This window comes from Oceanobacillus rekensis (assembly GCF_002153375.1).
GTDB classification, from domain to species: domain Bacteria; phylum Bacillota; class Bacilli; order Bacillales; family Amphibacillaceae; genus Oceanobacillus; species Oceanobacillus rekensis.
The window spans coordinates 741,188-764,064 of record NZ_MTBQ01000001.1 but is presented as its reverse complement, the minus strand read 5'-3'; the positions used below and the strand labels follow the sequence as shown (position 1 = coordinate 764,064).

Here is a 22,877-nt window from a genome sequence, read left to right as displayed (position 1 = left end):
GTCAGAAGGGATTAAAAACAGTTTTGCTCTTTTACCAATCTTCTATTAAACTTGACGTAAGGGATGTTGTTAATTAATTCCTTTGATAACTGCTACTTTAACTTTGGCCAAAGTAATTTTAAAGGAGGGGAATTTAATGACACCAACAGAGTCCTCTGAAATCATCGAACAAACAGACCACTACGGAGCACATAACTACCATCCACTACCAATTGTCATTTCTGAAGCTGAAGGCGTATGGGTTAAAGATCCAGAAGGTAATCAATATATCGATATGCTAAGTGCCTATTCCGCTTTAAATCAAGGTCACCGCCATCCGAAAATAATCAAAGCATTGAAAAATCAAGCTGATAAAGTAACACTTACTTCTCGCGCATTCCACAATGAATTATTAGGACCATGGACAAAACGTGTTGCTAAATTAACGGGAAAAGAAAAAGTACTGCCAATGAACACAGGAGTAGAAGCGGTAGAAACGGCAATCAAAGCTGCACGGCGCTTCGCATATGAAGTGAAGGGTGTTGCAGATAATAAGGCAGAAATCATTGCTGCAAATGGAAATTTCCACGGTCGTTCCATCAATTCGGTTTCTTTATCGGATGATCCAGATGCGGCCAAAAATTACGGACCGTTCGTGCCAGGAATCAAAAAGGTAGAATTCGGAAATGTGGACGCATTGCTTAGTGCTATTACACCAAACACTGCAGCTGTTATTTTGGAGCCAATTCAAGGGGAAGCGGGTATCATCATTCCACCAGATGGCTATCTAAAAGCAGTTCGTAAAATTTGTTCCGAACAAAACGTACTATTCATTGCGGATGAGGTCCAAACTGGTTTTGCACGTACTGGAAAAATGTTTGCCTGTGAGTGGGAAGATGTTGTTCCAGATATTTATGTGATGGGCAAAGCCTTAGGTGGTGGAGTCTTTCCGGTATCTGCAATTGCAGCCAATACAGACATTATGGATGTCTTCACACCTGGTTCACATGGTTCAACATTCGGGGGGAATCCATTAGCCTGTGCCGTATCCTTGGCAGCAATTGATGTCATCGATGAAGAAAACTTAGTAGAAAAATCACTTAAATTAGGTGAATACTTTGCAAATGCATTACGTACCATTAATAACCCGGAACTAAAAGAAGTTCGTGCCCGTGGCTTATTTATTGGATTGGAGTTCGACAAAGCCGTCCGTTCCTATTGTGAACAACTGAAGGGTGAAGGGGTATTATGTAAAGAAACGCATGAATTTACAATTCGTCTTGCACCACCACTTGTCATCAAACAAGCAGAACTTGACTGGGCAATTGAAAAAATCATAAAAGTACTTTCAAAATAGGTGTTGTCACTCCTTAAAAATTGTCATAATATGTCGAAAACCGAACAGTGCCTGGCACTGTTCGGTTTTTTTATTTTACTGTACACTATAGACTATACTTCATAAATTAATATTAAAAGTTGCAGGAAGGAACAGGGAATACATATGAGAATGTTATTTATGCTGCGTGATCCATTTATTGAAGCAGATCCAAAATTTTTGGATGAAATAAGAGCGTTGGGCGAGGTAAAGATAATCCTTACAGATCAGGGGATCGATAAAGAGGTATTGAAAAAGGAAGTTGCAGATGTGGATGTCATTGTTGTTGCTGTAGTTAAAATCGATAAGGAGATCATTGATGCAGCACCAAATCTAAAATACATCATGAAATTTGGCTCCGGCTACGATAATATCGATTACCTTTATGCACGTGAAAAAGGAATACCAGTCACAAATATTCCAGGCCAGAATACTGAAGCCGTAGCAGACCATACTTTTGGTTTAATGATTGCTGCTGCAAGACATATTACACAAAAAAATCAAGAAATGAAAGCAGGCCATTGGGAAAATACGATGGGCTTTGAAATTTTTCAGAAACGTATCGGAATCATTGGTTTTGGTAATATCGGTAAAGCCATTGCAAAACGCGCATCGGGATTTAATATGGAGATAAACGCCTATGGTAATCATAAAGACTATAAAGCCGCTGAAAAACTAAATGTTAATTTTGTAGAATTTGATGAGCTTCTATCCACTTCAGATGTGATTGTCATCTGTACGAATTTAAATGAAAAGACTCGCAAAATGATCAATGAGAAAACATTAGGTATCATGAAGCAGACCGCAATTCTTATCAATATATCACGTGGTGGATTAGTTGATGAGGATGCATTGACAGAGGCATTGAAAAACAACCAAATTAGTGCTGCAGGTCTGGATGTGTTTGCAGATGAACCTACGAAAAGTGAATTGGCTACTCTGCCAAATGTCATCGCAACACCACATATTGGTGCAGCTACCTATGAAGCAGTTGATCGTATGGGCGAAGGGGCATTTGAAAATCTTAAAAGGTTTGCAGCCGGTGAAGAATTGGAGAATCTTGTGAACTAAACCATCACGGTACAATGATGCAACAGTTGTGACCATCATCCAGAAATTATGTCGAATTATATTCATGGATTTCCTTGGAATGAAACAAAATATTTTAATACGAAAAACAGTTCCACGAAGATAATTAGAACCTTCGTGGAACTGTTTTTTGCATAATAAGCTATAACAACAATGTATAATAATTCGACAAATTCCTCCAAAAACCGAGGAGTGACAGGCACCTATTTCTGTTCCGCGGTTGATTGGCTGGCTAATTGCATGATTGTCATGTCATCCATCGGTGGGTTATGAAGACCTGCGCGTACATCACGGTAGTAACGCTGCAATGGATTTTTAGCTGACAGACTACGGGCCCCAGTGATTCGCATTGCTAAGTCAATTACTTCAATCGCTTTATTAACGACAGATAACTTAACTGCGCCTAGTTCTGGTCCCATCATATCTCTTGTAGCTGTATCACTTTCATCCCATTTCTTAGCAACACCATAAAGAAAATACCGGGACTCCATCATCCTAAGCTCCATCTCACCGAGCTTTTGTTTCACATTCGGTAAATCGGAAATCGTACCTTCAATACTATTTGGAGAATAACTGGTAGCGAACTGAATCGCATGATCCTGAGCAGCACCGGCAATTCCTAGATAACATGCTGGGATATGTAATAACCAGCCAGCTGCCTTCTTTTTACCAGGCGTTAGGCGTTCTACAAGATCATCTTTCATTACATTTACATTTTCCAGTACAAGATCATGGCTGCCGGTACCCTTCATTGCAATGGAGTCCCATGTCTTATCGATTCTGACACCATCCCGGGAACGTTTAACAAGGAAATTTCCAACTTGATCTGTTCCGTCAATGGATGCACTTACAACAAAATAATCGAGAATTGGAGAGAGAGTGGTGAATGTTTTTCTTCCGTTAATCACCCATCCACCATTCGTTTCCTTGGCAAAGGTTTCCGGTTTGCCACCACGAGTCGGACTCCCGGTAGCGGGCTCAGAAGCGGCGTTATTCAATAATGCCCCAGTATGGACAACATCACGAGCAATTGCTTCATACGTTTCTTTTTGCCAGGTTTCATTTTCCCCAAGATGTTTCATGATTCCCATATGCCAGCCAATCGAAAGGGCTGTTGACCCATCGGATTTCCCAATGATTTCTTGAAATTGGAGCATTTCAGATAGTGTAATTGCAGCACCACCATATTCTTTCGGTACCGTTAATGCTGGGTAACCAATTGCTTTTAAGTCCTCGAAATTTTCAAAAGGAAATGTGCCATCTTCATCGTGTTGCCTTGCACGACTAGCGAATGAGCCTACTGTTTTCGTTAATAGATCTACTCTTTCTTGCACTGTACCTAAGTCTATTAATTTCATTGTTAACCTCCTATTTTATATACCGCATCAAGCCAATTGGAATTATACGTATATTATTTCACTAAACAAAGATAGTTTCAATTGGAACAGCCTGGCACTGTTCGGTTTTCGGGGTTAGCTTTCTAGATAAGGATGCCGGCTTTTTTTAATTCTTGGCAGGCTGCCTCGATTTTATCTTTGGTGTCGGCTTCCAGGGTGTGGAGGTGTACACCGTCTGTTAGAGATGATAGGTAGGTGGCACCGGAAGTGTTAATTTTTTCGAGGAAATGGTCTACTTCTCTTCGGTTGCTCACCCGAATGGATGCGGTCAAATCACCGTAAACGGCATGCTCTACTTTAACATCCTTTACCGTAACACCGTGGTCAACAATAATATAAAGTTCTTCCTGTGTTTGTTCGTCATTATGCTTACAGGCAATTACTCTTCGTTCTAAAACATCTTTATTATCTCTCAAATAAACATACCCCTGGCTTGTTGCAATGATTGGTTCATTTTTTGCTTTTAAAATGGACACGTCCTGGACAATCACCTGCCTGGAGACATTCGTTTCCTTAGCGAAATCACTGCCGCTAATGGGTTCCTTTGCATCTTTCAGTTTCGTTATAATTAATTGCTGTCTATTGGCGGAAGACATTTTCTTCTCAGCTTTCATATGATGAACCACCTTTTCCGTAGATTTTAGAAGCTCTGTAAATCATTCTGTCTGCACCATAGCATCGATGCTTAATACGTCAATAATAGCAGGTATTTGCTCTGCGTTGGAAAATACATCACCCGAAATTAATACTTGATAATATATTAATTTTATGTAAATATAGATGACAAGACAGGTGATGTCACAATGATATCATGAACTACATACCTACTGCATAATTAAATTAACTAATCGTATGCTAATATCTATCATGTGAAAAATTTCACAATTAGAACTATCTAAAAGGAGAATAAACATGAACAAACTAAAACTACGCAAAGCACTGGAGTATTTTCTGCTTGAAGACATCGGTGATCAGGATATAACTAGCGAGGCAATTTTTCCGGAAAGTCAAACAGGAGAAGGGGTGTTCATTGCTAAAGAGGCAGGGATATTATCCGGTTTAGCAATTATAGAAGAAGCATACCATTTACTTGATCCAAGAATAGAGATTAAACTTTATTTTAATGATGGAGATAAGGTAGCCCCATATGAGACTATCGCTGAAGTGTATGGACCAGTTCGATATTTACTAACGGGAGAAAGGGTTATCTTAAATCTAATGCAGCGAATGAGTGGAATTGCGACGATGACAAGTCAAGCGGTGGAACAATTGAATGATTCTAAAATACATATTTGTGATACAAGAAAAACAACTCCAGGACTAAGAATGCTAGATAAATATGCAGTTATCACTGGTGGGGGGAAGAATCATCGCAATGGATTATTTGACGGTGTGATGATCAAGGACAATCACATCTCGTATTGCGGATCCATAACAAAAGCAGTTGAAAAGGTGCGAGAGTCGATTGGTCATATGGTGAAAATTGAAGTTGAAACGGAAAAAGTGGAAGAAGTTATAGAAGCAGTAAAGGCGGGTGCAGACGTTATCATGTTTGATAATCGCAGCCCCGAAGAAGTAAAAGCGTTCGCAGCATTAGTCCCCAATACAATTGTTACGGAAGCGTCTGGGGGAATTACCTTGGAAAATCTAGCAACCTATGCAAATACAGGTGTTCACTATATTTCATTAGGAGCATTAACGCATTCGGTAAACGCATTGGATATTAGTTTGCAAGTTCAAGAGGGAAAGGCATAATAAATTATCCTATTTAACAACAGGGGAGAGATAATCGTGAATAAAAAAATATACCTTATTTTAGCAATCACGCTCGGAATCGTTTTTATGGCTGCTTGTGGAAATGACTCTGTTTCAAATGAATCTGCCGGGAGTGATTCAGAGGAATCGCTCGAGACAACAATCATCGGTGGGCGTACTGGTGGGGCATGGTCTGTATTTGCAGAAGGTATCGCAGAATCTTACCGCCGGGAAAACGATGGCACTATTATTACAGTGGAGCCTGGGAGCATCGTAGAAAACCCACCAACTGTCGGATCAGGTGTTATACCATTTGGTTTATCCTATTCAATGACTTCTTATGCTGCATACACCGGAGAGGAACCATATACGGAGGCATACCAAAATTTGCGGGCAGTAAGTGTTGTCATACCAGCTAACTATTATCAATTTCTTGTTTCAGCTGGTAAGCCGTATGAATCGATTGCTGAAATCGCCCAACAGCAGGCACCGATTCGATTGGCAGTCGATCAACAAGGCTCTGCAGGGGAAATGATGACCCGAGCGATTTTACAGGAATATGGAGTTACCTATGAAGATATCGATTCTTGGGGAGGATCCGTTAACTTTTTGTCCGGGTCCAAGACATTTGAAATGATGGCAGACAATCGGATTGATGCAACAGGGGATGCAGTTTCAGCGCCTTCCGGAGATATAATTGAGGCATCAACTACAATGAAAATGAACATGCTCTCTCTGGATCAGAAAACAATTCAGGAAGTATCGAAAAAACTTGGCATGGAACCCGGCATAATCGAAGCTGGTACCTACTCATTTCTGAAAGAGGATGTTGATACGATCAGTACCCCCGCCATCCTGATTACGCATAAAGATGTCCCAGTGGATGAAGTCTATCAAATGACAAAATCGATTTATGAAAACTTGGACTATCTTGGAAATGTACACGAGGAATTCAAGAAATTAACTGAAGATAAGATGATGGATGTTGGAAACGTTCCCCTTCATCCAGGCGCACAAAAATTTTTTCAGGAAAAAGGATTGTTGGAGTAACTTTTTCCTTTAAGGAGTCATAGCACAGTGGACATCAAAACTATATTAAAGAGCTGGTTTACGGAAGGTTATAAACGCAATTTATCAAGTAATCATATAAAAGTATTTTCTATAATTGCCTTCATTTTATCGGCATACCAGATTTGGTCTGTCATTTGGGGGAAGTTGGACCCGCTAAATCAGATGGCAATCCATCTTGCATTCATATTGGTACTTACTTTTATGCTTTATGGGTATTCGAAAAAGGATGTTATAAAACGTCATACGCCGAGTGTAGTCGATTATATTTTCACTCTCCTGGCCATTGGTGCAGGAATTTATTTTACAATTCATGCAGAACGAATTGCAACGAGGATTCCAATTATGAATCCATTAAATACACTTGATATATTCTTTGGCGTCGTATTTGTGTTGTTAACGATTGAAGCCACTCGCAGAACAATTGGTTTTCCGATTATAATGATTGTATTTATTGGTGTAGCATATGCTCTTTTCGGGCATTACTTCAATGGTCTGCTTGGTCATCGGGAACTGTTACCCGTTGAATTCATTGATAAACTGGCCTTTAGTTTCAATGGACTTTGGGGTTCACCAATATCTGTTGCAGCAACATTTGTATTTATGTTCATGTTATTCGGGTCATTTTTGCAAAAATCAGGTGCAGGAGAATTTTTCTATCATATTTCTTCGGCAATAGCTGGAAGAACGCGTGGAGGTTCCGCCAAGGTTGCCGTACTTACGAGTGCATTTTTCGGTTCCATTTCAGGAAGTCCCACAGCCAATGTTGTAACGACTGGAAATTTTACAATTCCTGTTAGTAAAAAATCAGGATATCCGCCAACAATAGCAGCAGCAGTAGAAGCAGCTGCATCTACGGGAGGAAGCATTTTGCCGCCAATTATGGGGTCTTCTGCTTTTTTAATGGCTGCCGTCACTCAAATGTCGTACGGAGCAATCGTAATGGCAGCACTTATTCCTGGTATTCTTTATTATGTTTCGCTACTTGCAATGGTTCATTTTGAAGCAATACGCTTGGACTTACCGCGACCACCAAAAGAGGCTGTACCAAAATTAACAAATGTTTTGAAAAAAGGATGGTTCTATTTTATTCCAATTATTGTCCTGGTGCTTTTTCTGGTACAAGGCTTTAGTGCTTCTAGAACAGGATTTTATGGAATTTTAGCTGTCATTGCTGTCAGCTGGTTCCGCAAAGAAAGTCGGATGGGTATTCGAGAAATCTTCACGTCTATGGTAGATGGTGCGAAGTCCTCCATACCTGTGACAACTGCTTGTGCTGCTGCAGGTCTTGTCATTGCCGGTGTTATGACAACCGGACTTGGAGGGAAATTAACGAGTATCGTACTTGGATTAACAGAAGGCTTACTCTTTCCAACACTAATAATGGTTATGCTGATCTGTATTATCCTCGGAATGGGAATGCCTGTAGCAGCAGCGTATATCTTAACAGCTATGCTTGCTGCACCTGCATTAATTGAATTAGGTGTAACAACAATGGCAGCCCATCTGTTTATTGTTTATTTTTCCATTTTCTCAGCGATTACACCACCTGTTGCGGTAGCAGCCTATGCAGCAGCCGGAATTGCAGATGCCAACCCGAACCGAGTGGGAATAGAAGCTGTAAAACTGGGAATTGTAGGGTTTGTCGTTCCATTTATGTTTGTCCTGGAACCAGCATTGTTGATGGATGGCACTATAGTAGAGATCATCATAGCCTTCCTGACAGCAATCATCGGGGTCATCGCCCTTGGAGCAGGAGTAATCGGGTGGTTACGTACAAGAACGACCATCCCAGAACGCATATTGTTGATTACAAGCGGCGCACTATCCATGTATGCAAGCCTACTGACAAGTGGAATTGGCCTAGCAATTATACTGCTAGTATTCTTCATGCAACATAAAAGGAAAACGACGCTAAGCATAGCATAAGTGCCATTCACTACTTGGATATTGTCGATTTTTATATTTGAAATAAGATCTTTCTATTATGTATACAACGCTAACCAATTATGTTATGATAGTCTAATTTGCTAAGAAAGAAGGACTAAATTAATGAAGAAAGCAAGACTATGGACAAAAGATTTTATTTCAATATCAATACTGAACTTTTTTATTATGCTATCCATGTATTTATTATTAGTAACGATGGCAACTTTTGCGACAGAAACTTATAATGCATCTGCAAGTATGGCAGGTTTAGTTGCTAGTATTTTCATCATTGGTTCGCTAGTTGGACGTTTGTATGGTGGTATGAAAATAGAAAAATTAGGAAACAATAAAATCTTACTCATGGGTGTTATTCTATTTCTTATTATGTCATTATTTTATTTTATACCGATGAATATTTATGGACTTATCACGATTCGATTTTTGCATGGGGTTGGAGTGGGTTTAGCAACTACAGCTACAGGAACAATCATTGGGCAAATTGTACCACCTAGCAGAAGTGGGGAAGGAATTGGATATTTTAGTTTAAGTGTAGTATTATCTACAGCAATTGGTCCATTAATCGGAATTTCTTTAATTAGTCTTGCCGGGTATTCGAGTATTTTTATATTTTCAACAGTAATGGGGCTTGTTAGTCTATTCCTTGCCTTATCTGTAAAAGTACCAATCATCCAACAAACGGAAAGTAAGGGAACAAAGGGATTCAAACTTTCCAACTTTTTGGAACCGCGGGCATTGCCAATTTCAATTTCCATGTTTTTCTTTGCATTCGCTTATTCAAGCATACTCTCATTTATTACGGCCTATTCTGCAGAGATCGATTTAATCGAAGCGGGTAGTTTTTATTTCTTAGTATATGCGATCGTAATCGTACTTTCTAGACCTTTCACAGGAAAATTACTGGATCAAAGAGGTGGCAATATTGTTGCATATCCAACACTTATTCTCTTTGCTATCGGGATGCTTTTACTAAGTCAGGCGCATTCTAGTATCGCCTTTTTACTAGCAGCTGCTATTATTGGATTAGGATATGGTAACTTCCAATCACTTTCACAGGCGATAGCGATAAAAGTGACACCACCACATCGGATGGGGTTAGCAAACTCGACTTACTTTATTATGCTTGACCTCGGCCTCGGAGTAGGACCATTCTTGTTAGGGTATGTTATTCCGATATTTGGCTACAGGGGATTGTATCTTTCATTAGTAGGATTAATTATCGTTGGAATCTTTATTTATTACATTTTACATGGAAAAAAAGATAAAGAACTCAATCAAAGTAAAATTAGTGCTAATTAGGGAGTGAAATGAATTCTGTCACTCCCGGAATATTGCCGAAAACCGAACAGTGCCAGGCACTGTTCGGTTTTCGTTATTTGGGGCGGTTAGTTGGGTACTTTTTGTTATCCTTCATATCATTTAATTCCTCTTTATTCTTGTTTTTCTTCTTTTTGCCTTTACTCATTCATAATCCCTCCTCATTTATATGTAGCTTTGACCGATTTAGACATTTCGATTCAACTTAAATAAGAATAGGAATATGTGACATAATATAAATGCAAGTCCCAACGATAAATGTTTTAGGAGGCTATGCTCATGTCAGAGGAAAACAAAAATCGCAATAAAGATAAGGGTAGGCAAAGGAACGTATTGAAATACGATACGACACCAAAACGTAATAAAAGGGACACAGAAATTGCGCAGGATAGTGAGTTTCTTAATTTAGATAATAAGAAAAATAAGCGAAAGCGATAATGAATACAAACAGGGTTTCCTTCAAAGTAGGGGGAGACCCTGTTTTGAATTGCAATTATACATAAACCACCAACAATCCGGAAATAACTAAGAATAAACAAACGAAAGTAGGCTGTTAATATGGAACTAAATGAATCGTTTCAACCAGGTGAAGTTGTCTATATGATTATACGAAACCCACATGCACAAGATGTAGCCCAAGTTCAGCAAGCAGCAATCGTACAAAATCCGGACAATCCTCATGGGTTGGCGCTTTTTGCACATGAAACCTATTATCCTTTGACAGATGAATTTGCCATTTTTAAATCGGAAGCAGAAGCAGAGCAGGCATACAAAGATGCGTTTGACCCACCGAATATTATCCAATTCAGTGATGGTAACTATTATGGTTAAGCCTTTTGTCCCGCAACTTGTTTACGTGGAACCCAGAGCAATGGAATATCCGCTTGGAAAAGAATTGGTTTCAAAATTTGAAGGTATGGGGATTGAAATTCGAGAAACGACATCCCATAATCAAATCCGAAACCTCCCAGGAGAAAACCATTTTCAAAAGTATCGGACAGCTAAATCAACACTTGTTGTCGGTGTAAGAAAGACATTGAAGTTTGATACATCTAAACCATCTGCCGAGTATGCAATTCCTTTTGCGACAGGCTGTATGGGGCATTGCCATTATTGCTACCTGCAAACAACAATGGGTAGCAAACCATATATCCGGACATATGTAAATGTGGATGAGATTTTTGAAGCGGCGGATGGCTATATGCGGGAGCGCGCACCAGAACAGACCCGTTTTGAAGCATCCTGTACATCAGACATTGTTGGTGTGGATCACCTCACACATACATTGAAAAAGGCTATCGAGTATTTTGGCGAGTCAGAATCTGGCCTTTTGCGCTTCGTCACAAAGTTTGCCCATGTTGACCACCTGCTAGATGCAAAGCATAATGGCAAAACCCGCTTTCGCTTCAGTATCAATGATGATTATATTATTAAATACTTTGAACCAGGAACATCGAGGCTCCATGAGCGTATTGAAGCTGCGGTTAAAGTAGCGGAAGCAGGATATCCGCTCGGTTTTATTGTCGCCCCTATCTACATACATGACGGTTGGCAGGAAGGCTATAAGGAGATGTTCGAAAAAATTGAAGCTGCATTACCTGCCTTCGCAACAAAGGATTTAACATTTGAAATGATCCAACACCGTTTCACGAAACCAGCCAAACGTGTCATCCAGGAAAACTATCCAATGACCAAACTGGAACTGGATGAATCGAAACGTAAATGGAAATGGGGGAAATACGGCATTGGCAAATATGTATATCAAAATGAGGAGCAGGAGGATATAAAAGATACGATTGGTGGTTATATACACCGTTATTTTCCTGAGGCGAAGATTGAGTATTTTACTTAAAATAAGGAAAGTAATTCCCATAATGGAAAATAATAAGTAGTTAAATAAAGAAATCAAGATAAACAGGCATCCCCAAAATTCATTTATGGGATGCCCTTTAGGAATTAATTACTGTTTAGATTTATCAGAAATTCTTTCTATTAAAAACTGTATTAGGCTTGCTGTATACAAACTATGGATGAATGGATACCAATGTTCCTATTGGGACGATACTTGCTAATTCCTCTACATCGTTATTATACATTCGAATACAGCCTCTAGATACTGCTTTACCAATCGAACTGGGATCATTCGTTCCATGTATTCCATAGTGCTGTTTTGATAAACTCATCCACATTGTACCGTATGGACCCCCGGGATTTGGTGCTTTATTTATAATTATAAAATCACCTATTGGTGTCCCATGCAGAATTCTTCCAACAGCAATAGGATACTGTTTTTGAAGTACACCATCTCTTAGTAATCTTAACCAACGATTATTAACGGATACATCAATCTGGTAAGGAATGGTTGAAGGAGAAGGAAACCCTGGTATAACAATGGTTTGACCAGGGTAAATGAAATTAGGATCTATTGCTGGGTTTGCCCTAATTATTTCTGCTAGTGGTGTACGATAGTCTAATGAAATTTGATACAGTGTTTCACCTGGTTTTATGGTGTGAATCACGTTAAACACTCCCCGAATATAGTTGTTACCATACATACTATGAAGTTTATAAAGATGGTTTCACCAAATTAGAGGGAAGCTTACAATTACAAATTCCAAACTCGTATGGTCCTCCATCGTTCCGACAACTATTGATTATATTCGGGAAGTAAACAGACGCTTCTTTTGAATGAAATATAAAACAGACTGCCGAATTAGATTCGACAGCCTGCTTTTAATTATGCTTGTTCATTCATGGCCCATTCTTCTACATTCCATACTTTTGTGACCCAGTCTTCATAAAACTCGGGTTCATGGCAAACAAGAACAATGGTACCTTTGTATTCTTGCAATGCTCGTTTTAATTCTTCTTTTGCAACAACATCAAGGTGATTTGTTGGTTCATCGAATACGAGCCAGTTGCTCTCGTTTAGCATTAGCTTGCATAAGCGTACTTTTGCCTGCTCGCCACCGCTTAATTGTTTCATTGGACGGGTAATATGATCATTTTTCAAGCCAACGTTAGCCAAAATCCCACGGACTTTACCCTGATCGAGATGTGGGAAAGCGTCCCATACTTCATCAATTGGCGTGTTACTCGGTGACTGTACTTCCTGTTCATAATAGGAAGGGAAGAGGAAGTCACCAAGCATACGTTTCCCACCAAGTGGGTCAATCACACCAAGTATCGTTTTCAATAAGGTCGACTTCCCGACACCATTACTACCAACAACTGCAATCCTGTCACCACGTTCAATCTCCGTTGTCAGCTTCGGAAAGAGGGGTTGGTCATAACCAATTTCTAGTTCCTCCGCTTCGAAAACAAACCTGCTGCTGCCACGTGATTCTTTGAAACTGAATGTCGGCTTCATAGCAGTTTCAGGGCGGTCAATCCGATCCATCCGCTCCAACTGTTTTTGTCTACTTTTTGCTCGACCTGTTGTGGAGTACCGTGCTTTGTTCTTTGCAATAAAATCTTCTTGCTTCTTAATGTATTCCTGTTGTTTTTCATATGCGTTAATATGTTGATTTTTATTAATCTCAGCAAGTTCCAGAAATTTCTCATAGGTGGCCGTATAGCGTGTCAATTTGGAAAACTCTAGATGGAAGATAACATCTACGACACCATTCATGAACTCCGTATCATGGGAAATCAACAAAACAGCATGTGGATATTCTTTTAAATAATTGCTTAGCCACTGGATATGCTCCACATCCAGAAAGTTTGTTGGCTCATCCAGTAAGAGCACTTCGGGTTGCTCAAGTAAAAGCTTTGCAAGCAATACTTTCGTCCGCTGTCCACCACTAAGTGCTGACACATCTTTATCAAGTCCTATTGCATCAATACCAAGACCATGTGCAGCCTCTTCAATCTTAATATCGAGGGTGTAAAATCCGCCAGCTTCCAGTTTATCCTGGATAACTCCCATCTGCTCGAGTAATTGCTCTAACTCTTCCGGAGTTGCCGCACCCATTTTTTCGGTCACTTCATTTAGCATTTTCTCCTGTTCAAACAATGGTAGAAACGCATCACGCAGTACGTCACGAATGGTCTTTTCTTTTGTCAGAACCGTATGTTGATCCAAGTATCCATAATCAGTACCTGGTGTCCATTCCACTTTTCCACTATCATGAATTAATTGTTTAGTAATAATACTCATCAAGGTCGACTTTCCAACCCCGTTTGCTCCAACTAAGCCAACATGCTCACCGGCAACTAGTCGAAACGATACATCTTTAAATAACGTGCGATCACCAAAGCTATGGCTTAGTGATTCGATTGTAAGTAAACTCATCTATTTAAAACCTCCGCGTAAGTGAAGAAAATCTATCATTATATGTTGATTGAGAACTTGAGGTGGGGAAGTACCAGCCTTTAATCAATAATTCTGCTATAACGTATTACTTCTACTTTAAATTTCATCCTTTTTCATTATAGGGGAAAATGGAGGATGTTGCTAGGGGTGAAATCGATTTGTGAGATGCATGACATTGTTTTCGATAAATAGCGACAAATCTCGGGGATCGACAGGCAGTGCTTTGTAAATTTCTGTTGCGTTATGGTATCCAAATATGTATAATTATTATTAATAAATGTATAATTATTCAAAAATGAATAATTCGGTTGGCAAAGGGGCGGTTGAATGGTTAATCTTTATCTTCTTCCAAATGCAAAGGAAGAGGTAATCGATTCGTATGATGAGGATATTATCGTTACGAATCGCGACGGAAAAATCATTAAGGCTACACATATAAGTGGGAAACAGTATGGGCTTTCCGCTGAAGACTTAATCGGTCAGTCTGTATATGAACTGGAGAAACAGGGTGTATTTTCTCCAGCAATTACCCCACTCGTACAGAAACAAAAGAAAAAGGTTGTCCTTATACAAAATAAACAGAATGGCAGGAAAGTACTGATCACTGGTATACCGTTGTTTAACGAAAATCATGACGTTGAATTCGTTGTCAGTTATTCATATGAAGTGTCCGAATTGTTAGTTCTCCAGGACTATTTGAATGAACTTGAAGGGGAGATATCCCGGGTAAAAGGTGAACTGGAAACTTACCGAGAAAAGAGCTTCAACTTTAAGGGATTCGTCGCCGAGAGTAAGTCTATGAAGCAAGTAATGAAGGCCATCAAAAAGGCAGCACCACTCAAAGTTCCTGTACATCTTCAAGGAGAGAATGGTGTTGGAAAATCCACGCTTGCCAAATTCATTCATAAAGAAAGCCCCTGGAAGGATGGACCTTTCATTGAAGTAAATTGTGCAGCCATCCCGGAAGCAATCCTGGAACAAGAGCTAACAGGCAGCCAAGATAAAGAATCTAATAAAACGGGATACTTACAATTGGCAGAATCGGGGACACTGTATTTGGAAGGGGTAGATGAATTATCACACACCTCCCAGAGCATTCTATTAAAAGCATTGCGAAAGCACAAAAATAAATATCGATTGATAAGCTCAACCGAAGCAGATATGTATCGTTTAGTCGAAAAAAACGAGTTCAGGGAAGACCTATTTTACCTGTTGCATGTGGTGCCGATTCAGATTAAGCCATTAAGGGAAAGACCGGAAGACTTGAGTGAAATTATTCTGAAATCTGTCGAACAATACCGTACAGAATATAAGTTGGAACGGACACTATCCAAGGATATTTTCCAGGAATTGCTGCATCTGGAGTGGAAAGGAAATCAGTTGGAAGTGAAAAATCTGATGGAGAGACTCGTTACAGAAAGTGAATCAGCGATTATTACAAAAGATAATCTTCCGATGAATTACCGATCGAGCGAAAAGAGTGAGCTTGACCCACTCGAAATTGAAGGACAAACATTATCACGTATTTTAGAAACTGTCGAAGAAAAAGTTTTAATAAATGCAAAAAAGCACTGCAAAACAACGACAGAAATGGCAAAAATGCTGGGAATCAGCCAGCCATCTGTTGTACGAAAACTGAAAAAATATTCGATATAAAGGAGCATTCTCAATGAATAATGAAAACCAAGATTGGCTTAAATTAGTAGATAATATTGGAAATTACTTAGCACCAAGCATGGCAAAAGATCATCCGAATTTACCGGTAGTAAAAGCGGAAGGCTGCTATTACTACGGGGCAGATGGTAAAAAGTACTTGGATTTTACTTCTGGAATTGCAGTCGAGAATGTTGGCCATCGTCATCCAAAAGTAGTGGAAGCAATTAAAAACAGTACAGATCATTTAATTCACGGGCCATCAGGTGTAATTATATATGAATCTATTTTAAAGCTTGCACAAGAACTTCAAGAAATTCTCCCACCGAAATTGGATAATTTCTTTTTTGGAAACAGTGGTACAGAAGCAATTGAAGGAGCTTTGAAACTAGCAAAATATGTATCAAAGCGTCCATATGTCATTTCATTTACAGGTGGATTCCATGGCCGGACAGTCGGTTCACTCAGTGTTTCCACATCAAAAAGTAAATATCGTAAACATCTTCAGCCATCATGGTTAACCTATCAGCTGCCATATGCCAATCCAGAAGAATGCCCGGCGGATCAGGATCCGGAAGTGTTTTTTGCGGAAAAATTGGAGAAGGAAGCAGCAAAGTTATTCCAACATCAGGTTGATCCCGAAGAAGTTGCCTGCATGATTGTGGAGCCAGTGCTTGGTGAAGGCGGATATATCATTCCACCAACATCATGGTTGAAAAAAATCCGTGAAATCTGTGATCGTCATGGTATTTTATTGATTTTTGATGAAGTACAAACAGGATTTGGTCGTACTGGTAACTGGTTCGCTGCTCAGACCTTTGATGTAACACCTGATATTATGGCTGTAGCTAAAGGTATTGCTGCTGGTATGCCGCTTGGAGTGACGATTGCATCGAAAGAATTAATGGCACAGTGGCCAATGGGGACACATGCAACAACATTTGGTGGAAATCCGATTGCCTGTGCTGCAGCACGAGCATCCATTGCGGTAATCAAAGAAGAAGAATTGCTCGAAAACTCCCGTGAGGTCGGTAAATATGCGCTTCATCGTCTTCATGATTTGAAAAATAAATTTCCAATTATCCAAGATGTACGTGGTGTTGGATTAATGATTGGCTTTGCTTTGCAAAATGTTGAGACAGGAGAGCCTGATGGTGAAGCGGTTATGAAAGTATTGGATGGTTGTCTGGAAAAAGGTGTCCTATTCTACTTATGTGGAAATGCAGGTGAAGTGATTCGCATGATTCCACCATTGACAGTAACGAAAGAACAAATTGATGACGGAATAGAGATACTGGAAGAGGTACTTGAATCGATGTAGAAAGTGACTGTTTACAAAAGAAATAAGGAGGTTAACAATGATGAATGAAGAAAAAGAAGCATATACAGCGGATGAAAAGCACAATAAAAAAGATTTAATGAAATTTTTGCTTCCCTCCTTATTTGGAGTTATTATTTTCCTATTCCCGATTATTGATGGGGGTTCTTTTAATATACCATTAGGAATTATTACCGAATTTTTAATTGAATTTTTATCGGGTTGGTTACCTGCGATTATTACTTATACGATGGTGCTATCAACCGTCCTGACAATTTTTGCAATGATTATGAAACCAAATTTTATTATAAAGTCCGAATTTCTTAAGAATACATTTCATGTTTCCATATTTTGGATGGTTGTTCGGATCCTAGGTGCCATTTTTGCAGTAATGACGTTCCATGAAATAGGTTTTACACTTATCAATTCTGAAATTACTGGACAAGTTATGTTCGGCTTATTAACAAGCCTGATTGTATGGTTCTTTGTGGCATCGTATCTGATGCCGTATTTAATTAATTTCGGTGCAATGGAATTTGTAGGAACCTTACTGCGTGGAACGATTAAGCCGTTGTTCACATTGCCGGGACGCTCGGCAATTGACCTGCTAGCATCATGGGTAGGAAATGTAAATGTCGGTGTTGTCATTACAAGGGAGCAATATCAAGATGGGTATTATACAGGCAGAGAGGCGGCAGCGATTGCGACGTGCTTTTCAACCGTTTCACTTCCGTTCTGTCTCGTAATTGCCAATATGCTTGATGTCGGGCATATGTTTCCGGTCTTTTATTTGACGATAGTTATTGCTGGGGTAGTTAGTGCTATTATCATCCCGAGAATCCCACCGATTTCCAAAATCCCGGATACGTATTATAAACGTAGTCAAATTCATGAAGAAATACCTGAAAATACGTCAGCGTTTAAGTGGGGGCTTCATCAGGCAGTGAAGCGTGCGAAAGGTGCAGGTTCATTTAAAGATCAGTTAAACCAAGGGACAGAAATATTCTTAGGAATTGTCTTTGTTTTACTGCCACAAGTAATGGCGATTGGTACGATTGCATTGATAATTGCCGAATTTACACCAGTTTTCCAATGGATTTCTCAGCCGATGATACCTATTCTAAACTTGTTGCAAATCCCTGAAGCGGCAGAAGCAGCTCCGGCAACAATTATCGGATTCATCGATATGTTCCTGCCAGCCGTTCTGGCATCAGGAATTGAATCAGAGATGACAAGATTTGTAGTAGGTGCACTTTCTTTAGTACAAATCATCTATTTAACAGAAATGGGTACTCTGTTGCTCATCTCAAAAATACCGGTTAAATTTAGCCATTTACTAATCATATTTATCGAACGTACGATAATATCCTTGCCGATCATTGCTTTGATTGCGCATATGATCTATTAATTTTTAATTGCAGGTGGTGCTATCAATGTATATGCAACAACTTATCGATAAACTGGGCAGGGAAAAGATTAGTCAAGATAAAAAGGTATTAATTCAACACAGCAAGGATGAATCTATTCACACTGCAGCCCTGCCTGATGTTGTTTGTTTTCCAGAATCTGCGGAAGATGTAGCTGAGATTCTTAAAATTGCTTCTGAAAGTCTGGTGCCAGTGACGCCATTTGGCGCTGGATCAGGGTTAGAAGGTCAAGCAATTCCAGTTCATAAGGGAATTGTAATGAATTTTGAACGAATGAATAAGGTCATTGATTTTTCTCCTGAGGATATGCGGGTTACCGTTCAAGCTGGAGTTACTCGTTTACAATTAAACGAACAAGTGAACGCAAGCGGACTAATGTTTTCAGTTGATCCTGGAGCAGATGCGATGATTGGCGGAATGGTTGCAACAAATGCAAGCGGAACGACGGCAGTGCGTTACGGAGCGATGCGGGATCAGTTGCTTAATCTCGAAGTGGTGCTTGCTGATGGAAGGATCATAAAGACAGGTACATTGGCAAAGAAATCGTCATCAGGTTACAATTTGACCGGACTGTTTACCGGTTCAGAGGGAACACTTGGCATCATAACTGAAATCACGTTGAAGCTTCATGGTATCCCGGAATACAATATGATGGCGAGATGTACATTTGATTCTTTGGAATGTTGTACGAGGGCAGCTCAAAATATGTTGCAGGCTGGAATTCCAGTATTGCGAATGGAGCTGATTGACGCTGTCAGCATTTCCATGATCAACCGTCATAGTGGTGAAAACTTCCCTGTCAAGCATTCATTATTTTTTGAATTTGCTGGATCGGAAAGAGCTGTTAAGGAAGAGGTCGAGCTTGCATCCGAGTTAATGCATAACCATGGGTGTGAAAATTGGATAGCAGCAAATGATACAGTAAAAATGAAACAGATTTGGAAAGCTAGAAAAGATTTAAACTATGCAATTGCCTGTCAGGAAGGAATTAAAGAAATTGGTGGAGACGTTTGTGTACCGATTTCACTTATTCCCGAACTTGTTTCTTTTGCTAGAACCAGGATGGATGCAAGTGGTCTTAACGGAGCAATCTGGGGGCATGTCGGGGATGGAAACTTTCATACGAGCATCATGTACAATTCGAGTGTGGAAGGTGAATTTGAGACTGCAGAACAAACCAATGATGCTATTGTGTTAAAAGCGATTGAAGCAGGTGGCACATGTACAGGTGAACACGGTGTCGGACTTGGTAAAATGAAGTTCCAGAAAGCAGAACATGGAGCGGCTCTGGAAATCATGAAACAAACAAAGCGAATGTATGATCCTAAAGGGATACTGAACCCAGGGAAAATTTTTATGGATGAATAAACCCAAATAGAGTAAAAACCGAACAGTGCCTGGCACTGTTCGGTTTTTGTTGTATCTGGGTGAATTAAAGTTAGCGTTTGCTCAAATTTTACGTTTGTACGATAACCGATACATCAAGCGGCACATATGTAAAACATATAATTTTTGTATTAAATTTGTATGAATGACAAAAGCTAACAATGAATTGTAAATCCCAAGGAGGTGAGATATACATGAGAATTTTGAAAACAATTGCTTTAACATTGATCATTATTGGTGCTCTTAATTGGGGACTAATAGCTTTTTTTCAATTTGATTTAGTAGCAGCAATTTTCGGTGGGCAAGATGCTTTCTTATCAAGACTCGTTTATGGTCTCGTAGGTTTGAGTGGTCTCTACTATTTAGTATCATTGTTTAACCCCACTGAAGCTGCATTGGACCCGGAAACGGATAAGGACAAACGACGTCCTGGTAAACTTAATTATGGAACAGAGTTCGGAGAAGATACAGAAATTACTAATCGTACTGCAGGCATCAAAGAAGACTCTGAAGTAACGATTGATCCTTCAAAGGACAGGGAATAACTTTACCGGTAATAAGTAAAAATACTTTCAAAAATAATCATCATATATCTTTCGACAAAGCTCTGGGAGTGCCAGACACCATTCGGACATCCATTTTGTACAGGCACACTCATATAAAAAAACCGAACAGTGCTAGGCACTGTTCGGTTTTTTTAGTTCTTCTCATTTAATTCTTCAACGTCGTAATTATAATCATAATTATTTGGATCTACTGGTTCCCAATCCTCATTAGGAGTATAGAAACGCAGGAGGTCACCGTTTAATACTTTATCGGAAAGTTCCAGCTCATGAAGAACGGTCTCTTTCATTGCAAGCATTTCCTCCGTTGGTTCTTCAATGACTTCTTTTGTTGTATTATCATAGAAGATTCCATTGATGGAACTATATTTTTCTGTAACAAAATCACCATTACGGAAAGGAATAAAGTCTTTATGCCCTTCAGAAAACATATCCGTACCGAAAACAATATAATCGCGTGCGTCAATTCCAAGGATGTGCAGCAATGTTGGCATTACATCAACCTGGCTGGAATAGGTATGATTTGTTCCCTGACCATCTACACCAGGAATACGAATCATAAACGGTACACGCTGTAGTTCTGAATTTTTCAATGGTGTAATTTCTTCGCCCATGATTTCTTCCATTGCACGATTATGATTTTGTGAAATACCGTAATGGTCTCCGTAAATCATAATGATAGAGTCCTCATACAATCCTGCGTCTTTCAAATCTGTAAAGAATTCTTCTAATGCCTCATCTAAATATCTTGCGGTCTGGAAGTAACGATCAACCGTACCATCTCCAGTCTCAGCAGGTGCAATACTTTCCTCGCCCTCATCAACAACAAATGGATGGTGGTGTGTTAATGTCATCATATGCGCATAAAATGGTTGGTCCATTTCTTCCAATAACGGGATTGATTCTTCAAAGAATGGTTTATCTTTTAAACCATAGTTAATCACATTCTCTTTGCTCATATCATAGAAAATATCATAATAATAATCGTTAATACCGAGTTGTTTATATACTTCATCACGGTTCCAGAACGATTTACCGTCCCCGTGGAATACGCCACTCGTATAATCTTGTTGTTGTTCAAGTATAGCTGGTAATGCCTGATACGTATTGTTACCCTTTGTCACGAAGGCTGACCCTTGTGGCAATCCGTATAACGACGTATCCATCGTCAATTCTGCATCAGCTGTTTTCCCTTGCTCCGTCGAATGGAAGAAGTTATCAAAATACGTGTAATCCTGTGTTTGATCATGTACCAATGAATTTAGGAATGGAGTAACTTCCTCCCCATGTAGTTCATAATCAATCAAGAAGGACTGGAATGATTCCAAATGGATCTTGATAATATTTTTCCCTTCGCCTGTTCCAAAAATTTCAGCATTTGGTTCAGCATACTTCGATTTTGTATAATTTTCTACTTCTGTAATGTCACTGCTGTCAGCTAAAACACGTTGTTTTGATGTTTCAAAGCTTTGAACCGCATCATAAATCATAAAATTATAGGTTCCAAGGTATTTCACCAAATAATTCCTATCGAAGGTACGTTCTAATAATTGTGGACGATCAATTTCAGCTAAGCTTAGGTTAACGCCAAAAGCAATAGCGCCAGCTGCTAATACGGTAAGTGGTTTGCGCCACTGAATACGTTCCGTTGACCAATTCGATTTAAATTTATTATACAAAACAATTAAAACAACTAAATCTAATACAAAAAGAATGTCATATGGTTTTAGCAACCCTAGAATACTACCACCTAAACTACCAAAATTATCTGTTTGCATCATGGTAGCAAGTGTTATAAAGTCACCATTAAAACGGTAAAACACCACGTTTGCGAACAGGATAAAGCCTAGAATGAATGAAATTCCAATGATACGACGTCCCGCTTTTTTGCCTGTAGCAAATAGTGCGAGTCCAAGGAAGATTAACCCGGAACTAAGTGGATTAAAGAATAATAGAAACTCCTGCATGGCCCCACTAACACCTAAATCAAATTCTGTTTTATAAATTATATATGTTTTTATCCAAAAAAGAACTACAGCAATGGCGAAGAAGCCCATCTTCGTAGATAATAATTTTTTCACATTATTCACCTCATATTTTATTAAGCATTATTAATTTACATAGATTGATATTGATTTGAACTACAAGGTGTAATTATATAGCAAGACCAGTTGTTAAGTCAAAGTAAATTATATGTAAATTTTGTGGTAGTACAAGACAGCAATAATAGTAAGGCTTGATGGATGTACTTTATTCAAGAAATGAACCAACAATAGTAAGTTTAAAAT

The 22,877-nt window shown here is 39.2% G+C and carries 19 protein-coding genes; 14 read left to right on the top strand and 5 right to left on the bottom strand.

Features of this window, described 5'->3' with window-relative positions; genetic code table 11:
- Positions 1 to 136 precede the first annotated feature (136 nt).
- Both BV906_RS03825 and BV906_RS03820 read left to right on the top strand, forming a co-directional pair.
- Positions 137 to 1,336, top strand: coding sequence for an ornithine--oxo-acid transaminase (locus BV906_RS03825; RefSeq protein WP_087972123.1), 1,200 nt, complete (start codon positions 137 to 139; stop codon positions 1,334 to 1,336).
- Positions 1,337 to 1,480: 144 nt separating this feature from the next.
- Positions 1,481 to 2,425 carry a 2-hydroxyacid dehydrogenase gene (locus BV906_RS03820; protein ID WP_087972122.1) on the top strand — a complete coding sequence of 315 codons (945 nt, stop codon included), beginning with the start codon at positions 1,481 to 1,483 and terminating at the stop codon, positions 2,423 to 2,425.
- A gap of 221 nt (positions 2,426 to 2,646) precedes the next feature.
- On the opposite strand, the gene BV906_RS03815 is transcribed toward BV906_RS03820, so the two are convergent.
- Both BV906_RS03815 and BV906_RS03810 read right to left on the bottom strand, forming a co-directional pair.
- Complete coding sequence (locus BV906_RS03815) at positions 2,647 to 3,801, bottom strand: acyl-CoA dehydrogenase family protein (RefSeq protein WP_087972121.1); 1,155 nt, start codon at positions 3,799 to 3,801, stop codon at positions 2,647 to 2,649.
- Between the two features lie 122 nt (positions 3,802 to 3,923).
- Positions 3,924 to 4,454, bottom strand: coding sequence for a transcription repressor NadR (locus tag BV906_RS03810; protein WP_087972120.1), 531 nt, complete (start codon positions 4,452 to 4,454; stop codon positions 3,924 to 3,926).
- A gap of 298 nt (positions 4,455 to 4,752) precedes the next feature.
- Between BV906_RS03810 and nadC the strand changes: the two genes are divergently transcribed.
- From nadC to splB, 7 genes are all read left to right on the top strand, one after another.
- Positions 4,753 to 5,595, top strand: a complete 843-nt coding sequence (gene nadC, locus BV906_RS03805; protein ID WP_087972119.1) for a carboxylating nicotinate-nucleotide diphosphorylase — start codon at positions 4,753 to 4,755, stop codon at positions 5,593 to 5,595.
- Positions 5,596 to 5,631: 36 nt separating this feature from the next.
- Entirely contained in the window at positions 5,632 to 6,645 is a 1,014-nt protein-coding gene (locus BV906_RS03800; RefSeq protein ID WP_087972118.1) for a TAXI family TRAP transporter solute-binding subunit, read from the top strand.
- Between the two features lie 27 nt (positions 6,646 to 6,672).
- The gene (locus BV906_RS03795) at positions 6,673 to 8,592 is read left to right on the top strand and encodes a TRAP transporter permease (RefSeq protein WP_087972117.1); all 1,920 of its coding nucleotides are present in this window, start codon (positions 6,673 to 6,675) and stop codon (positions 8,590 to 8,592) included.
- 123 nt (positions 8,593 to 8,715) lie between these two features.
- Positions 8,716 to 9,909 carry an MFS transporter gene (locus BV906_RS03790; RefSeq protein WP_087972116.1) on the top strand — a complete coding sequence of 398 codons (1,194 nt, stop codon included), beginning with the start codon at positions 8,716 to 8,718 and terminating at the stop codon, positions 9,907 to 9,909.
- A gap of 297 nt (positions 9,910 to 10,206) precedes the next feature.
- Entirely contained in the window at positions 10,207 to 10,365 is a 159-nt protein-coding gene (locus tag BV906_RS19345) for a hypothetical protein (protein ID WP_176330256.1), read from the top strand.
- Positions 10,366 to 10,485: 120 nt separating this feature from the next.
- The gene (locus tag BV906_RS03785) at positions 10,486 to 10,758 is read left to right on the top strand and encodes a transcriptional regulator SplA domain-containing protein (protein WP_087972115.1); all 273 of its coding nucleotides are present in this window, start codon (positions 10,486 to 10,488) and stop codon (positions 10,756 to 10,758) included.
- A complete protein-coding gene (gene splB, locus BV906_RS03780; RefSeq protein WP_087972114.1) occupies positions 10,751 to 11,779 on the top strand; it encodes a spore photoproduct lyase in 1,029 nt (342 codons plus the stop codon). The genes BV906_RS03785 and splB overlap by 8 nt, the downstream gene beginning before the upstream one ends.
- Positions 11,780 to 11,951: 172 nt before the next feature.
- Here splB and BV906_RS03775 read toward each other — a convergent pair whose 3' ends face one another.
- Entirely contained in the window at positions 11,952 to 12,446 is a 495-nt protein-coding gene (locus BV906_RS03775; RefSeq protein ID WP_087972113.1) for a L,D-transpeptidase family protein, read from the bottom strand.
- A 218-nt stretch (positions 12,447 to 12,664) separates the two neighbouring features.
- Positions 12,665 to 14,221: an ABC-F family ATP-binding cassette domain-containing protein gene (locus BV906_RS03770; protein ID WP_087972112.1), complete on the bottom strand. Its 1,557-nt coding sequence runs from the start codon at positions 14,219 to 14,221 to the stop codon at positions 12,665 to 12,667.
- A 348-nt stretch (positions 14,222 to 14,569) separates the two neighbouring features.
- Between BV906_RS03770 and BV906_RS03765 the strand changes: the two genes are divergently transcribed.
- The 5 genes from BV906_RS03765 (at position 14,570) to BV906_RS03745 (ending at position 20,571) form a co-directional block, all read left to right on the top strand.
- Positions 14,570 to 15,898 (top strand): sigma 54-interacting transcriptional regulator, encoded by a 1,329-nt coding sequence (locus BV906_RS03765; protein ID WP_087972111.1) that lies wholly within the window; start codon positions 14,570 to 14,572, stop codon positions 15,896 to 15,898.
- A gap of 13 nt (positions 15,899 to 15,911) precedes the next feature.
- Positions 15,912 to 17,216, top strand: a complete 1,305-nt coding sequence (locus BV906_RS03760) for an aspartate aminotransferase family protein (RefSeq protein ID WP_087972110.1) — start codon at positions 15,912 to 15,914, stop codon at positions 17,214 to 17,216.
- A 40-nt stretch (positions 17,217 to 17,256) separates the two neighbouring features.
- A complete protein-coding gene (locus BV906_RS03755) occupies positions 17,257 to 18,621 on the top strand; it encodes a YjiH family protein (RefSeq protein WP_087972175.1) in 1,365 nt (454 codons plus the stop codon).
- 25 nt (positions 18,622 to 18,646) lie between these two features.
- On the top strand, positions 18,647 to 20,008 hold the full coding sequence (locus BV906_RS03750; RefSeq protein WP_087972109.1) for an FAD-binding oxidoreductase: 1,362 nt from the start codon (positions 18,647 to 18,649) through the stop codon (positions 20,006 to 20,008).
- A 212-nt stretch (positions 20,009 to 20,220) separates the two neighbouring features.
- Positions 20,221 to 20,571, top strand: coding sequence for a DUF378 domain-containing protein (locus tag BV906_RS03745; RefSeq protein WP_087972108.1), 351 nt, complete (start codon positions 20,221 to 20,223; stop codon positions 20,569 to 20,571).
- Positions 20,572 to 20,723: 152 nt separating this feature from the next.
- Here BV906_RS03745 and ltaS read toward each other — a convergent pair whose 3' ends face one another.
- A complete protein-coding gene (gene ltaS, locus BV906_RS03740; RefSeq protein WP_087972107.1) occupies positions 20,724 to 22,670 on the bottom strand; it encodes a lipoteichoic acid synthase in 1,947 nt (648 codons plus the stop codon).
- Positions 22,671 to 22,877 lie beyond the last annotated feature (207 nt).

Coding starts and splice junctions, on each gene's coding strand:
- BV906_RS03825 (WP_087972123.1), top strand. CDS start 137: ATGACACCAACAGAGTCCTCTGAAATCATCGAACAAACAGACCACTAC.
- BV906_RS03820 (WP_087972122.1), top strand. CDS start 1,481: ATGAGAATGTTATTTATGCTGCGTGATCCATTTATTGAAGCAGATCCA.
- BV906_RS03815 (WP_087972121.1), bottom strand. CDS start 3,801: ATGAAATTAATAGACTTAGGTACAGTGCAAGAAAGAGTAGATCTATTA.
- BV906_RS03810 (WP_087972120.1), bottom strand. CDS start 4,454: ATGAAAGCTGAGAAGAAAATGTCTTCCGCCAATAGACAGCAATTAATT.
- nadC (WP_087972119.1), top strand. CDS start 4,753: ATGAACAAACTAAAACTACGCAAAGCACTGGAGTATTTTCTGCTTGAA.
- BV906_RS03790 (WP_087972116.1), top strand. CDS start 8,716: ATGAAGAAAGCAAGACTATGGACAAAAGATTTTATTTCAATATCAATA.
- BV906_RS19345 (WP_176330256.1), top strand. CDS start 10,207: ATGTCAGAGGAAAACAAAAATCGCAATAAAGATAAGGGTAGGCAAAGG.
- BV906_RS03785 (WP_087972115.1), top strand. CDS start 10,486: ATGGAACTAAATGAATCGTTTCAACCAGGTGAAGTTGTCTATATGATT.
- splB (WP_087972114.1), top strand. CDS start 10,751: ATGGTTAAGCCTTTTGTCCCGCAACTTGTTTACGTGGAACCCAGAGCA.
- BV906_RS03770 (WP_087972112.1), bottom strand. CDS start 14,221: ATGAGTTTACTTACAATCGAATCACTAAGCCATAGCTTTGGTGATCGC.
- BV906_RS03765 (WP_087972111.1), top strand. CDS start 14,570: ATGGTTAATCTTTATCTTCTTCCAAATGCAAAGGAAGAGGTAATCGAT.
- BV906_RS03760 (WP_087972110.1), top strand. CDS start 15,912: ATGAATAATGAAAACCAAGATTGGCTTAAATTAGTAGATAATATTGGA.
- BV906_RS03755 (WP_087972175.1), top strand. CDS start 17,257: ATGAATGAAGAAAAAGAAGCATATACAGCGGATGAAAAGCACAATAAA.
- BV906_RS03750 (WP_087972109.1), top strand. CDS start 18,647: ATGTATATGCAACAACTTATCGATAAACTGGGCAGGGAAAAGATTAGT.
- BV906_RS03745 (WP_087972108.1), top strand. CDS start 20,221: ATGAGAATTTTGAAAACAATTGCTTTAACATTGATCATTATTGGTGCT.